Origin of the sequence: Mesorhizobium sp. B2-3-6 (assembly GCF_006442305.1) — a bacterium.
In the GTDB taxonomy this organism is placed as follows: Bacteria; Pseudomonadota; Alphaproteobacteria; order Rhizobiales; family Rhizobiaceae; genus Mesorhizobium.
In genome coordinates, this window is sequence record NZ_VFVW01000002.1 from 321,043 (window position 1) to 334,408 (window position 13,366).

Below are 13,366 nucleotides of genomic sequence, written 5' to 3' on the forward strand. Positions count from 1 at the left end.
TTCGAGGAGATAGCCGTCACAACGAGCCCCGCACGCGGGTCGGAACTTCGAGCCCTTCCCCCAAAATCTCGCCGAAGGTGAGGGTGCCGCCGGCGACATCGACGATGGTCGCCAGCAGCCGGTTCGCCGCTTCGGCGACGGTTTCGATCCCCTCCGAAACCGGGCTGGCGTCGAAATCGATCTGCTCAGGCAGCCGGCGAGCCGTCTCGCGCCGCGCCGTGATCTTGATCGTCGGCGCGAGCGCGCTCGCGGTGCTGTTGCCTGGCCCGGTTGTGAACAGCATGATCTGGGCACCGGCCGCGGCGAAGCCTGTCATCGATTCCGGCGAGAAGGACGGGCCGTCCATGAGGTAAAGGCCGCCGGCGGTGACCGGCTCGGCCATGCCGAGCACGCCGTCGATGCGGCAAGTTCCCGTCTTGGCCAGGGCGCCGAGCGACTTCTCCTCGATCGTGCTCAATCCGCCGCGTATATTCTCCTCGCCCGGATTGTTGCCGGTCAGGCTGTGGCCGGAAGCGGCGGCGAAGCCTTCCTTGCGCTCCACGGCCTGCAGGATCTGTCGTGCCACCGTTGCATCGCGAGCGCGCGCCGCGAGTATATGTTCTGCCCCCAGCCACTCGACGGTCTCACCGACAATGACGGTGCCGCCATGCGAAACCAGAAGATCGACCGCGGCCCCCACGACCGGATTGCTGACCAGACCCGACGTCGCGTCGGAATGGCCGCATTCGATGCCGACCACCAGCTGCGCGCCGGGCAAGGTCTCGCGCCGGATCCGAGAAGCCTCGCGCAGCAACGCCGCGCCGCGCCTGATGCCCTCGCCCATGACCGACAGCATGTCCTCATGCTGCTCGGCGAAGGAAACGCTGGCGACCGGCTTGCCGCAAGCCGAAATGCGGGCCGCGACCATCTCGGTCGTCGCCGAATCCACTCCGACCACCAGAACGGCGGCGGCGTTCGGATTGCGGCCGAGACCGACAAGTTGATCAAGGTGCAGGCCGAGGTCCGGCTCGATGTGTCCCCTGCCCGCGCTCGTCGCGGCCAGAAGCGCGCCTTCGAGACCCGCCGCGATTCGCTCGCTGACACGCAGCGCCAAACCATTGATGCACAGGATCAGCACATAATTGCGGATTCCGGCGCGGCCATCGACCCGCCTGTAGCCACTGAATGGCGGCAGGCCGTCGATTTTGTCGGCACCGGAGGCAGGCAGTGGCATTGGCGTTTCCAAACCGTCGCGAGCGTGGCAATCTCTTCAAATCTCAATATTTGATCAAATGTCGCCTTGGCAAGGGCAAAATTGACTTCTTTCGACCGCCGTGCGAGCAATATTTGCTCAAATCAGGGTAGGCTTGAATGCATGGCGCGTATTCCCGACGTTCAGAAGCTTCTTCGTGACGACATCGTTTCCGGAGCCATTCCATTCGGGGCAAGGCTGAGGATCGACGATCTCGCCGGTCGTTATGGCGTAAGCCATATGCCGGTCCGCGAGGCCTTGCGCGCCTTGAGCGGCACGGGATTGGTCGTGCTGGAACCCAATCGCGGCGCCAGCGTCAGAACGGTCCACATGTCGTTTGTGATCGACCTGTTCGATATCCGCAGCGCCGTCGAAACGATGCTGGCGCGGCGTGCCAGCGAGCGGCGTACCGCCGAGCATCTGTGCGATCTGAAGGCCGCGCAGGACATGCTTGAGCAAAGAGTGGCCAGCGACGACTTCCTTGCCGTCCCACATGCCAACAACATCTTTCACGGCGTCATCAACGAGGCGGCCGGCAATCCGGGCGCGCTGTCGATGGTGGATCGCAACTGGCTGCTGGTGGCGGCGATCTGGCAACGCTACGGCTATGACGAGGGGCGCTTCCATGGCGTCATCGACGATCATCGCCACATCATCCGGGCCATAGAGCGCCAGGATGCCGGCTCGGCGGCGACCTTGATGGGCGCGCATATCGAAAAGGCCAAACACGACCTCCTGGCGCGCATCGCCGTCGATCCCAAACCCGATATCGGCCGGCAATGACGGCCGGGTTCGAGGTCGCGGCGTCGACGGGCGACACGCTGGGCGAATCGCCGACATGGCTGGCGCGGGGCGGAGAGCTGTTCTGGGTCGATCTGCGGCGTCCTTGCCTGCACAGGCTGCGGCCCGAGACAGGAGCGGTGACATCGTGGCCGATGCCTGAGGTCATCGGCTCGGTGGTTCCACGAGCATCGGGCGGTGTCGTCGTGGCCTTGCGGCAAGGTCTCCACGCATTTGATCCCGCCAGCGGCGCACTGAGCCTGCTGGCGCGCGTGGAGGATGGGCCGCCCGAGCATCGGCTGAACGACATGAAGTGCGATCCCGGAGGCGGCATAATCTGCGGCAGCATGTGGGACTATGGGCTGCATGCGTCCGGGGCGCTTTACCGGATCAACGCCGCCGGAAGTTCGAGCCGGATTCGCGACGGGATCGCCGTGCCCAATGCGATCGCCTTTGCCCCGGACGGCCGCACTGTCTACTTCACGGATACACGGCAAGGCGACATAGAGCGGGCGGATTTCGACCCGGCGAGCGGACTTGTGGGGCCGTGGTCTCTGTTCGCCGACCGGCACGCGGCGCCTGGAAAGCCCGACGGCGCCACCGTCGATGCGGACGGCTTCCTGTGGAATGCGCGCTACCAGGGCGGCTCGCTGGCGCGGTTCGCGCCCGATGGCCGGCTCGACAGGCTGGTCCCTCTGCCGGTCACTCAGCCGACCTCCTGCGCCTTCGGCGGTCCAGGCCTGAAGACACTGTACGTGACGACCGCAACGCAGAAGCTGACGGAGGATCAACTGGCCAACGAGCCCCTGGCGGGTTGCCTGCTTGCGCTCGACGTCGGCGTGGCGGGACTGCCGGAGCCGGCTTTTGCCGGTTAATCTCGGCTATTGCCAGCCGAGATGGCGGCCACCCGTCGCCTGCAGGTCCGCCCCGGTGATGAAGCTGCCGGCGTCGGAGCAAAGCAGCAACGCCGCTCCCGCCATCTCGCGCGCCTCGCCGGCCCGCTGCATCGGCGCGGACCCCTTCTGGATCTCCGCCCATTTGGCCGCGTCCTCGCGGCGCCAGCGATTGCGCTCGGTAACGACAAGGCCGGGCGACAGGTTGTTGATCGTCACCCCGTGTGGCGCATAATCCTTGGCAAGGTTGAACGACAGATTGTGCTGCGCGCTCTTCAGCGCGGCATAGACGGCGAGATCGGATTCGGGCCGCGTCTGGTTGATGCTGCCGATCGTCAGCACACGGCCCCAGCCATTGTCCTTCATGCCGGGCAAGGCGGCCTGCAGCAATTCGATCGTCGCCTTGAAGTTGATCTGGATCTGGTGCTCGATCTGCTCGGCGGGTAGATCGAGGAAAGGCGTGCGGTACTGGATCGAGGCGCAGACGACAAGCACGTCGACACCACCCAACGCCTCGATCGCCGCCTGGACACAGCGAGCCGCCTCTCCGGCCCGAGCGAAATCAGCATCGATGGCGACGCCGCGCCTGCCCTTCCCGCGAATTTCACGGACAGCTTCGGCGGCCGCATCCGGCTGCCCGAATGCCACGTCGGCGTCGCGAGCGAAATGGACGGCCACATCGGCGCCCGCCTCGGCAAAAACCCGCACGATCTCACGACCGATGCTGACGCTGCCGCCGGTCACCAAGGCGCGCCGGCCAGCCATCGTGAAGCGCTCGGCAAGAGCCAGCGCATTCTGGATGTCGATCTCTTCCTTTTGCACCGTCAATAGCCCAGCCTTTCCAATTTGATCACACTTTTCTTTGGAGTGCTCTTCAAAACGCATTTTCAGGGAGAAATCCAGAACCAATTCTTCCATTTGATCAAATCAGGCAAGCTGAAAAGCAGCGTCCCTGGCGGCAGCGGCTAGACGAAGGCGTATAGCCCGTCACGCGCGCCCATCGGAATTGGACAAAGATTCTAAGATTTTCGCGACAGACCGTCGCCTTCTATGGCGTTGACCAGTGTCTCGCTGCCTTGGCGCAGATGCTGCATCAAAACGCTGACGGCCTCGCCGGCGTCGCGTCGCCGGCAAGCGGCCAGGAGGTCGCGATGCTCCGTCTGCGAGCGGGCGCGGTAGTCGAGGTTCGACAACAGGATACGGACGTAGCGGTCGGCCGCATTATGGTGCGCCTCGATCAGGCCGAGCAATCGGCGATTGCCGCAGGCGTCATAAAGCGCCAGATGAAAGGCCCGGTTCAGCACGCCCCACCTGCCGACATTGCGCTCGGCATCGATCTGATCGAGCACCTGTTCGGCCTCGTCCAGCTTGCCGCCGGGTAGGCCGGGAATGGAGAGCCGCAGTGCCTCGCACTCGAGCAGTTCGCGCACGGCATAGATCTCTCGGATCTCGTCGCCGTCCATTCTGGCGACGTGCGCACCCTTTGTCGGGTGGATGGACACGATGCCTTCGGCCTCGAGCTGACGAAGCGCGTCCCGGATCGGCATCCGGCTGAAGCCAAACTGCTCGGCCAGATCATCCTGGCGCAACGTCGTGCCGGCCTTCAGGGTCCCGCTGGCAATGGCCTCGCGCAAGACATTGGCGACCTGCTCGGCAACCGTTTGCGGCCTCTCGATCAAGCCTTCGCCAAATCCGCGCAATCCATGCTCCCATTTCACGTATCGTCAGCTTAGGGGAAAGCTTCATTCTCGGATATAGGTATCCATGTGTACGAGAAGAGTTGCAAGCCGGCGGCGATGCGCCTGCGAAGTTGCCGCGGCGAACCTTCGGAACGGGAATGGCCAAGACAGCCGAAATCGTCGAGCGGCTGCGTTATCTCGTTGCGATGGAACTGATCTTTGCGGCTACGGGGGTGAAATTGCGCGGTGTCGTCGACGGCATGGGCGACGGACCGCAGCGCACCTTCGCCGCCGTGCGCTCCCTTGTCAGCCCGCTTGACGATGACCGTGAAATGAGCACGGACATGACACGGATCGCACGGATGGTGGCGGGCCCACGCGACTGACGCGCCAAGGCGCTCGGCGAGCCCATGGCCCGCGGGCCTCCTCACGCAGAAAAGGACACGCCTCTGCGGCGCATGCCTGCCTGCACGCCGTGGACGATCAGCCGTGACAGGATTTCCATGTCGGGCGGCATTCGTGGACGCCAGATATCCAAAAGCAGGGCCACGCGAGGCTTGTCGGCGTTGTTTGTCACTTCATGAGGGAACGTGTCGTCCCACAACAGACACTCGCCGTCGGCGATCCGCCTCTCCTGATGATTGATCATCATGACCGTCGCCGGACGACCATCTGCCTGTCGAGGGATCACCAAGCCGAGATGGAACCTCATTATGCCCCTGAAAGGGCCGCGGTGGCTGGGAATGTGCTTGCCCGGAGCCAGGAAAGAGATCGCCGCCGACTTCACCTCAGGGCATTCTGCAAGCAGCCGGTCGAGGACCGGCATTCGCGCGAGGTTTTGCGGAACCGCGACATCGTAGGCCTTGAGCACGAACATACGCCAGTCGCGACCGTCATTGGCCGAGATGTCGGCCTGTTCAGGCATGATGTCGTGGAAGCGGGGCGCCTTGCCCACGGCAAGCGCTTCGTCGCGGATGGCCTGCCAGGCGGCCGTGAACTTGGTGGCGTTTGGAAATTCGCTGGCGGTATCGAGGATCGCCGGCGCGTCGATGCGCTTTTCGTAGATCCGCCGCACCAGACCGGATGCAAGATCGTAAACTTGAGACATTTCATGGCCTCGAGGACATCATGAAACGAATATCCGGCAATTAAGTTGCTGATCTTGCTAGGCGTATGCCTGTCAGCACGAATTCGTGACCGACGAACAGTCCCGCGATACCGCGCTTTGTTGCTGGCGTGCATCAGCGTTCAGGGGCGCGTTCGACCAGACGAAACCTGTAGCGATCCCGTATGAATTCATTGAAGAAGCGTCCCTTGGAAGAGGCGGCTTTGAAGGCAGCGTAGGTCTCGGGCTCCACGTCTTCGTAGTCATAGCGGTTTCCGCTCGGTACGAACCAGACCGAAAGCACCCTGGTGGCGGGATGGTACTGTGTGCTGCGGATGGCCGTAGAAGGCATTGGCGTTCTCCCGGATGGATAATCCGGGGCGCAAACGGAAGTTCCAACTGTGCCGGGCAGCCTTGGCTGGCAGGCCTTCCTATAGTGAGCAGCGCAGCCGGATCGTCCGTCCGCGCCAGAAGACGACGGAGCCGGCCCGGTTCTGCCGAGCCGGCCCCAAGGGATCAGAACGCCGGCTCGACCGCGTTGACATTGTCCTTGGTGACGACCGTCAGCGGGATCGGCAAACGGTCCTTGACCTCCTTGCCGTCCATGATCTCCGCCATGGTGTTGATCGCCAGGCGGCCGTCCTCAACCGGCGACTGCACGATGGTGGAGTACATTTCGTTGGTGCGGATCGATTCGAACGCATCCTTCTGACCATTGATGCCGACGATCGGCGGTGCCGCCTTGGACGGATTGGCCTCCTTCCAGGCGTCGATGAAGCCGCGCGCCATGGTGTCGTCATTGGCGTAGACGCCGCTGATCTCGTCGCCGAAGCGGGTGATCAGGTCGCGGCTGACCACCAGCGCCTTCTGCTGGTCGAAATCGGCATTGACCGTGTCGAGCACCTTGATGTCGGCGTTGGTTTCCTTGAGACGATCGGTGAAGCCGCCGACGCGGCCGATCGTCGTGCCGTTGCCGGCCTGGCCGGCGATGATGACGACGGAACCCTTGCCACCCAACGCCTTGCTGAGCGAGTCGGCCGCAAGCTTGCCTTCCTCGTAGACGTCGGGCCCGGTGAACGACTTGATGAACGGCTTGGCATCGTCGCTCATCGGCGAGTTGATGAGGATCGCGGGAATGTTCGCCTGTTGTGCGCGGGCCAGGCCCGGTATGTAGGCCTGCGGGTCGAGCGGCCACAGGATGATGCCGTCAACCTTGCGCGCGACGCAGGTGTTGAGCTGCTCGGTGCCCTTCTGGACGTCGAAATCCTGGCTGAGGCTCAGGATCTCGATGCCGAGCTCGCCGGCGCGCGCCTGGAGCGCCTTGTTGGCCGGCGTCGCATAGGCATGCGAATCCGCGGCCGTGACGTAGCAGACCGTCTTTGCACTGGCCCAGCCCGTCGAGGCCAATATTACCGCCATGGCGGTAATGTGGAGCATGCTTTTCTTGCCAACCATAGGTTTCCTCCCGATCATGTATTTCCTCCTTGAGTGATTGGATTGTCGCGAATGAGCGCGGGGCCTGTGCCCGGCGCCCTCCCCTTGGTAGTCACGGCCCGATCGAGCACGACGAGCAGGATCAGGATAAGCCCCGACACGACCTGCTGGACGTATGCGGGAACGGATTGGAACTCCATCGCGATGGTCAGCGAGCCGATCGTCAGCACGCCGCCAAGCGTGCCGAGCGCGGATCCCTTGCCGCCTTCGAGGCGGGTTCCGCCGACCACGACCGCGGCAATGACGGCGACCGTCAGTTCCGAGCCGAAGACGGGCGAACCGGTGTTGGTGACGAGGCTCTGGAGAACGCCTGCGAGACCGGCGAGCGTCCCGGCGAAGACGAAGCCCAGAAAAACGATGCGATCGGAAGCGATGCCGCTCTCCTTGGCTGCCGCCGGATTGGACCCCACCGCAAAGACATTTCGGCCCGGTATTGTACGCGTCAGCCAGACATGCAGCAGCACGATCAGAACGATGAACAGCGCACTGCGGATGGTGAAGATTTCGAGATGGATCTTGGCGAACGCCAGTGAAAGCATGATGTCGGTGCCGGTCACCGGCTGGCTGTTGGTGATCCAATGCGCGAGCGAGCGGAAGATCAGCATCGTCGCCAGCGTCAGCACCAGCGAGTTCACCTTCAGCCCGACGACCAGCGCGCCGTTGATGGCGCCTGCCAGCATGCCGACCAGGATACCGACAAGTGCGGCAGGCAGGATGCCGATCTCGCGCTGCAGGATGACCGACATGATCCCCGCCAGCGCGAATACCGCGCCGCCGGAGAGGTCGATCTGGCCGGCGACCAGAAGCACCGTAAGTCCAATGGCGATCAGGCCGATCGTCGCCGCCCGGTCGAGGCCGAGTCCGAGGGTCGATGCGGAGAAATAACCCGGAACCGCCAAGGCGGAAATGATCAGCGTCAGGCCGAGGATGATCACCACCCTGTGCCGCGAGGCAAGCGCCAGGAACCTCATCACGCCACCCCCCTCTTGCGCAATGCCGCGTCCATGCCGACGGCGCCGACGATCAGGATGCCGAGGACAAAACCCTGGATCGGCGTGCGCACGCCGTCGAGCACCATGACGTTGGTCAGAAGCTGCACGAAGATCAGGCCCGCGATCGCCCTCGGCACCGAGCCGAAACCGCCGATAATCGACACGCCGCCGACCACGACCGCGGTGATGGCGCTGAACTCGTAGCCGGCGCCGATCAGCGGCCGCGCGCTTTGCAAGGTCAGGCCCAGCAGGCCGCCGCTGACGCCCGAAGCCAACGCCGTGATCACGAACGCACCGGCCTTCACCGCTCGCACGGGCACCGCGCTCGCCTCGGCGGCGCTGTAATTGCCGCCCGTGGCGAGCGTCCACCTGCCCCAGAAGGAGCGCGAGAGGACGAAATGCCCTATGAGAGCGATCAGCAGGAAAATCAGCACCACGACCGGGACGCCGAAGAGCCGGCCCTTGGCGAATTCGGCCGAAGCGGGATTGTTGCCATAGACGATGACGCCGCCGACAGTGGCCTGCACGATGCCCAGCCCGATGGTGCCGATGCCGAGCGTGGCGATGATGGGATTGATACCGACATAGCCGACCAGCACGCCGTTGAGCAGGCCGATAAGGCCCGCAAGCGCCACCGCCAGGACGAAGGCAGGAACCGGCCCGATCATTGGCTGCAGCCCGAGCGAGAGGATGGCCCCGCAGGCGATGGTGGCCGGCACCGACAGGTCGGCCAAGCCGCCTGCCACAAGCACGAAAGTCATGCCGACAACGACGATGCCGACAATGGACATCGAGGTCAGGACGTTGAGCAGATTGCCTGTGGTGAAGAAGGCGGGGCTGACGAATGAGCCGTAGAGCACCACTGCAAGGATAGCGAAGCCAAGCCCCGCCTTGGACAGGACATCGGCAAGCCTGCTGCCGCGCGTGAAGCGGTCATTGCGGTTCGCCCCGCTGGTCTCCATGGCCGCATCAGTCATGCAGCCTCCCCCGTCGCCAGCGCCATGATGCGCTCCTCGCTCAGTTCGGCGCGGGCGAGCGCCTCCGATGCGCGGCCGTCGCGCATCACAACGATGCGATCGCAGACGCCGAGGATTTCGGGCAGTTCCGACGAGATCATCACCACCGCCATGCCGTCGGCGACAAGCCGGCCGATGATGCTGTGGATCTCGGCCTTGGCGCCGACGTCGACGCCGCGCGTCGGCTCGTCGAGAATGAGCACGGAGGGCTTGGCCGCGAGCCATTTGGCGATGACCGCCTTCTGCTGGTTGCCTCCCGACAACAGGTTGATGCGCCGCTCCCCGTCGGGCGGCGAAATGGAAAACTGCTTCACATAGGTCGTCGCCAGCGAACGGTCGGCGCTGCGCCTGATACGGCCGAAGCTGGTCAGACGCCGCAATATCGACAGGCTGATGTTCTCGCGGACCGACATGCCCGGAATGATGCCGTCGCCCTTGCGGTCCTCGGGGACGTAGGCGATCCCGGCTCGCACCGCCTCGGAAGGAGAGTTGATGGCGACCTTGCGCCCGTAGACGCTGACCGTTCCCTCCACCAGCCGCGACAGGCCGAAGATGGCGCGTGCTACCTCGGTGCGACCCGCCCCGACCAGTCCGGTCAAGCCCAGTATCTCCCCAGCGCGCACATCGAAGCTGACATCACTGAAATGCGCCCCGTCGCCGATGCGTTCGACACGCAGCACGGACTTGCCGATCGCGGCCGGGCTTTTCGGGAACACGTTGGCGACCTCGCGGCCAACCATCAGCCTGATCATCTCGGCCGCGGTTATGCCGTCGATCGGACGGGTCTCGATCATTGAGCCGTCGCGCAGCACGGTCACCTCGTCGGCGATCTCGAGAACCTCCTTCAGCCTATGGCTGATGTAGACGATGGCGATGCCGTCATCGCGCATCTTGCGAAGGATCCGGAACAGCGCCGCGGTTTCGTGCTCGCTCAGGCTCGATGTCGGCTCGTCCAGCACGATGATCCTGGGCTGCGCCGCATAGGCCTTGGCGATCTCGACCAGTTGCTGCTGGCTGATCGACAGGTCGCCGAGCCGCGCGCGCGGGTTGATGGCCGCGCCCAGCTCGTGGAGGACGGCGGCGGCCTTCCTGACCATTTCGCCCTTGTGCAGCCAGCTCCATTTGCCGGGCATGCGGCCGAGATAGACGTTCTCCGCGACGGTCAGGTCGGGAACAAGATTGATCTCCTGGTGCACCATGCGAATGCCGAGCGCCTGGGCGTCGGCGGGACGCCGCATGGGCACTTCGGCGCCGCCGACGAGGATCGTGCCGGCGGTCGGAGCGTAGGATCCGTTGAGCACCTTCATCAGCGTCGACTTGCCGGCGCCATTCTCGCCGACGACCGCATGGACGGTGCCGAACCGGACGGCGAAATTGACGTTCGACAGGGCCTTCACGCCGGGAAAAGTCTTGGAGATGCCTCTCATGTCCAGGGCACAATCGGCGGCGGCACTCATCTAGGCTTGGTCCTTCCTGGTAGCATGCAGGCAGCGTTATGTTAGTATAATGCACTTCCAGGCACGGTTCGGCCCACCTCGAGCCGGCCCGAAGGCCCCTTTCAGCGCATCCGCACCAGGCACTTCACCATAGGCTGAAAATCACGCAACGGGCGGCACTATTGCACTAATATAATAGTTCTGGCAAGCTGGATCTGACCGCTCCCGTCACTGGCGTCGGATCGCAACGAACCCGGCGTCGCAAGCAGGTGCATTCCGTTTGACATTCGAATAATTTTGCCATTTCAGGCGGACGAACGATGGGATTTTCCATGGATCTAGATCCTTCGACCCTCAATCGAGCCCTCCCGCTGCGCGACCAGATCTACAACAAGATCCGCAACATGATCGTCGTCGGACGGCTGAAACCGGGTGAGGTCATCAATGAGATCGCCATTGCCGAAGCGCTGGGCGTCTCGCGCACGCCCGTGCGCGAAGCGGTCAAACGCATCAGCGACGAAGGGCTCGTCAAGATCCTGGCGCAGACCGGCACCTACGTTGCTCCCATCAGCCGGGCCGACCTCGAGGAAGCCTATGTCATCCGGCGTGCATTGGAGATGGAGAGCGCCAGGCGCGCCGCCGCCAAGCTGACGCCGGCTGCCTGTGAATTGCTGGAAGACAACATGGCCGCGCATAAGCTCGCCATTGCGCGCGGCAGGTACGCCACAGCGATTCAGCTCGACGACGTCTTTCACCGCACCATTGCTGAAATATGCGGCTTGCCGATGATCTGGCGCGCCGTCGACATCTCAAAGGCGCAGATGGATCGCGGCCGCTATCTCGCCATTCCGAAGCCCGGCTATGGCGAGCAGACGATCGAGCAGCACGAGGCCATTCTGGACGCGCTGAAGCGTCACGACGCCGAGGGCGCCGCACAGGCAATGGAGCATCACCTCGAGACGTCATTTCGCAACACGCTCGAAGTCGCCGCCGAGCTTCTCGACTGACGACCTCGACTGAGCGCTGAGACGGGCGGCGCAGGTTTGAGGTCCCGAACCTGGCATCCGATCGGCTTGCCGATGCCTGGTGAGCCGTGTTCGCAGCTTGACCGTTGACAATCTATTATATTAGTATTCCGATCCATTCGGCGGCATTGTGCCGACGGGGGCTTTTTCAGAGTTTGTAATGGCGCGGTTCATCCAGCTTTCGCATGCCGACAACATCCTTCTGGCGATCGATCCGTTGATGATCGGCGACAAGGCAGGCGACATGCCCGCGAAGGCGCGCATACCGCGCGGCCACAAGATGGCGATCCGCGACATCGCTTCGGACGAGCCGGTCGTGAAATATGGGCAGACCATCGGATTCGCCCGCGGACCGATCGCCGCCGGCGATTGGGTTCACGAGCACAATGTATATCTGCGCAATTTCGAACGCGACTATCTGTTCGGCACCAACGCCAGGCAAACGCCTGTCGTCCCTGAAGCCGAGCGCGCGAGCTTCATGGGTTACCGCAGGCCGAGCGGCAAGGTCGGGACGCGCAACTTCATCGCTGTCCTGACCTCGGTAAATTGTTCGGCCAGCGTCGCCCGCTTCATCGTAGAAGAGGTCAACCGCTGCGGCATCCTGCGCGACTATCCCAATGTCGACGGCGTGATCTCGCTCGTCCATGGCACCGGCTGCGGCATTGACACCAAAGGCCCCGCTTACGACCTCTTGAAGCGCACGCAGTGGGGTTTTGCCACGAACCCCAATGTCGGCGGCGTGCTGATGGTTGGGCTCGGCTGCGAGGCGTTCCAGATTCCGCGCTGGATGCAGTCCTACAATATCGAGGAGAGCACGACCTTCCGCACGATGACGATCCAGGAGACTGGCGGCACACGCAAGACGGTCGAGGCCGGGGTCAAGGCGATCGTCGATATGCTGCCCATGGTCAACGCCGCGCAAAGGACGCCACAACCGGCCTCCGAACTGGTGCTCGCGCTGCAATGCGGCGGGTCGGACGGCTATTCCGGCATCAGCGCCAATCCGGCGCTTGGCGCCGCCGTGGACCTGCTTGTGGCGCAAGGCGGCACGGCGGTGCTGTCCGAGACGCCGGAGATCTACGGCGCCGAACATCTGCTCACCATGCGTGCGGAAAACCGCGCGGTCGGCGAGAAGCTGATCGAGCGTATCCGCTGGTGGGAGGACTACACCGCCAGGCACGACATGGAGATGAACAACAACCCGTCTCCCGGCAACAAGCTCGGCGGGTTGACGACGATCCTGGAGAAGTCGCTCGGCGCGTCCGCCAAGGGCGGGACGACCAATCTGCGCGCGGTGCTGGAATATGCCGAACCGATCAACGAACGCGGCCTCGTCTTCATGGACACGCCCGGCTACGATCCGGTTTCGGCAACCGGCCAGGTCGCCGGCGGCGCGAACATATTGTGCTTCACCACCGGGCGCGGTTCGGCCTTCGGCTGCAAGCCGACGCCCTCGATCAAGCTTGCCTCCAATTCCTTCATTTTCGAGCAGATGCGCGAGGACATGGACATCAATTGCGGGGACATCCTCGACGGCGTCACGCTGGACGACAAAGGCCAGGAGATCTTCGCAGAGATCCTGCGCGTGGCATCGGGCGCGCGTACCAAATCGGAATCGCTGGGCTACGGCGACAATGAGTTCGTGCCTTGGAACCTCGGCGCTACCATGTAGCGACATCGCCCGCCCGCAACAGGCAACCTCAATTCACTCAACC

Annotated in this window: 14 protein-coding genes; 5 read left to right on the forward strand and 9 right to left on the reverse strand. The window is 63.7% G+C overall.

The genetic code is table 11. The annotated features are described in order from the left end of the window. Window positions 1-16 precede the first annotated feature (16 nt). Complete coding sequence (locus FJ953_RS07240; protein ID WP_140623744.1) at window positions 17-1,213, reverse strand: UxaA family hydrolase; 1,197 nt, start codon at window positions 1,211-1,213, stop codon at window positions 17-19. A 141-nt stretch (window positions 1,214-1,354) separates the two neighbouring features. Between FJ953_RS07240 and FJ953_RS07245 the strand changes: the two genes are divergently transcribed. Then, a complete protein-coding gene (locus tag FJ953_RS07245) occupies window positions 1,355-2,014 on the forward strand; it encodes a GntR family transcriptional regulator (protein WP_140623746.1) in 660 nt (219 codons plus the stop codon). Further along, window positions 2,011-2,886, forward strand: coding sequence for an SMP-30/gluconolactonase/LRE family protein (locus FJ953_RS07250; RefSeq protein WP_140623748.1), 876 nt, complete (start codon window positions 2,011-2,013; stop codon window positions 2,884-2,886). Before FJ953_RS07245 ends, FJ953_RS07250 begins: the two co-directional genes overlap by 4 nt. 6 nt (window positions 2,887-2,892) lie before the next feature. Here the strand turns inward: FJ953_RS07250 and FJ953_RS07255 are convergent, their stop codons facing one another. Beyond that, window positions 2,893-3,726 (reverse strand): SDR family oxidoreductase, encoded by an 834-nt coding sequence (locus tag FJ953_RS07255; protein ID WP_224519090.1) that lies wholly within the window; start codon window positions 3,724-3,726, stop codon window positions 2,893-2,895. Between the two features lie 197 nt (window positions 3,727-3,923). Next, entirely contained in the window at window positions 3,924-4,604 is a 681-nt protein-coding gene (locus FJ953_RS07260; protein ID WP_246674735.1) for a GntR family transcriptional regulator, read from the reverse strand. 137 nt (window positions 4,605-4,741) lie between these two features. Between FJ953_RS07260 and FJ953_RS07265 the strand changes: the two genes are divergently transcribed. Further along, the gene (locus FJ953_RS07265) at window positions 4,742-4,969 is read left to right on the forward strand and encodes a hypothetical protein (RefSeq protein WP_246674737.1); all 228 of its coding nucleotides are present in this window, start codon (window positions 4,742-4,744) and stop codon (window positions 4,967-4,969) included. Between the two features lie 41 nt (window positions 4,970-5,010). Here the strand turns inward: FJ953_RS07265 and FJ953_RS07270 are convergent, their stop codons facing one another. From FJ953_RS07270 to FJ953_RS07295, 6 genes are all read right to left on the reverse strand, one after another. Then, window positions 5,011-5,691 (reverse strand): aspartyl/asparaginyl beta-hydroxylase domain-containing protein, encoded by a 681-nt coding sequence (locus tag FJ953_RS07270; RefSeq protein ID WP_140514473.1) that lies wholly within the window; start codon window positions 5,689-5,691, stop codon window positions 5,011-5,013. A gap of 133 nt (window positions 5,692-5,824) precedes the next feature. Further along, complete coding sequence (locus tag FJ953_RS07275; RefSeq protein WP_140525095.1) at window positions 5,825-6,040, reverse strand: KTSC domain-containing protein; 216 nt, start codon at window positions 6,038-6,040, stop codon at window positions 5,825-5,827. A gap of 164 nt (window positions 6,041-6,204) precedes the next feature. Continuing rightward, entirely contained in the window at window positions 6,205-7,143 is a 939-nt protein-coding gene (locus FJ953_RS07280; RefSeq protein WP_140623752.1) for a sugar ABC transporter substrate-binding protein, read from the reverse strand. 14 nt (window positions 7,144-7,157) lie between these two features. Further along, window positions 7,158-8,153, reverse strand: a complete 996-nt coding sequence (locus tag FJ953_RS07285; RefSeq protein WP_140498090.1) for an ABC transporter permease — start codon at window positions 8,151-8,153, stop codon at window positions 7,158-7,160. Continuing rightward, window positions 8,153-9,151, reverse strand: a complete 999-nt coding sequence (locus FJ953_RS07290; RefSeq protein WP_224617804.1) for an ABC transporter permease — start codon at window positions 9,149-9,151, stop codon at window positions 8,153-8,155. The genes FJ953_RS07285 and FJ953_RS07290 overlap by 1 nt, the downstream gene beginning before the upstream one ends. Next, a complete protein-coding gene (locus FJ953_RS07295; RefSeq protein WP_140623754.1) occupies window positions 9,148-10,647 on the reverse strand; it encodes a sugar ABC transporter ATP-binding protein in 1,500 nt (499 codons plus the stop codon). The genes FJ953_RS07290 and FJ953_RS07295 overlap by 4 nt, the downstream gene beginning before the upstream one ends. Before the next feature lie 311 nt (window positions 10,648-10,958). Between FJ953_RS07295 and FJ953_RS07300 the strand changes: the two genes are divergently transcribed. Further along, window positions 10,959-11,633 (forward strand): GntR family transcriptional regulator, encoded by a 675-nt coding sequence (locus tag FJ953_RS07300; RefSeq protein WP_140497544.1) that lies wholly within the window; start codon window positions 10,959-10,961, stop codon window positions 11,631-11,633. A gap of 178 nt (window positions 11,634-11,811) precedes the next feature. After that, window positions 11,812-13,323: an altronate dehydratase family protein gene (locus FJ953_RS07305; RefSeq protein WP_140623756.1), complete on the forward strand. Its 1,512-nt coding sequence runs from the start codon at window positions 11,812-11,814 to the stop codon at window positions 13,321-13,323. Window positions 13,324-13,366 lie beyond the last annotated feature (43 nt).

Coding starts and splice junctions, on each gene's coding strand:
- FJ953_RS07240 (WP_140623744.1), bottom strand. CDS start 1,213: ATGCCACTGCCTGCCTCCGGTGCCGACAAAATCGACGGCCTGCCGCCA.
- FJ953_RS07245 (WP_140623746.1), top strand. CDS start 1,355: ATGGCGCGTATTCCCGACGTTCAGAAGCTTCTTCGTGACGACATCGTT.
- FJ953_RS07250 (WP_140623748.1), top strand. CDS start 2,011: ATGACGGCCGGGTTCGAGGTCGCGGCGTCGACGGGCGACACGCTGGGC.
- FJ953_RS07265 (WP_246674737.1), top strand. CDS start 4,742: ATGGCCAAGACAGCCGAAATCGTCGAGCGGCTGCGTTATCTCGTTGCG.
- FJ953_RS07270 (WP_140514473.1), bottom strand. CDS start 5,691: ATGTCTCAAGTTTACGATCTTGCATCCGGTCTGGTGCGGCGGATCTAC.
- FJ953_RS07275 (WP_140525095.1), bottom strand. CDS start 6,040: ATGCCTTCTACGGCCATCCGCAGCACACAGTACCATCCCGCCACCAGG.
- FJ953_RS07280 (WP_140623752.1), bottom strand. CDS start 7,143: ATGGTTGGCAAGAAAAGCATGCTCCACATTACCGCCATGGCGGTAATA.
- FJ953_RS07285 (WP_140498090.1), bottom strand. CDS start 8,153: ATGAGGTTCCTGGCGCTTGCCTCGCGGCACAGGGTGGTGATCATCCTC.
- FJ953_RS07290 (WP_224617804.1), bottom strand. CDS start 9,151: ATGACTGATGCGGCCATGGAGACCAGCGGGGCGAACCGCAATGACCGC.
- FJ953_RS07295 (WP_140623754.1), bottom strand. CDS start 10,647: ATGAGTGCCGCCGCCGATTGTGCCCTGGACATGAGAGGCATCTCCAAG.
- FJ953_RS07300 (WP_140497544.1), top strand. CDS start 10,959: ATGGATCTAGATCCTTCGACCCTCAATCGAGCCCTCCCGCTGCGCGAC.
- FJ953_RS07305 (WP_140623756.1), top strand. CDS start 11,812: ATGGCGCGGTTCATCCAGCTTTCGCATGCCGACAACATCCTTCTGGCG.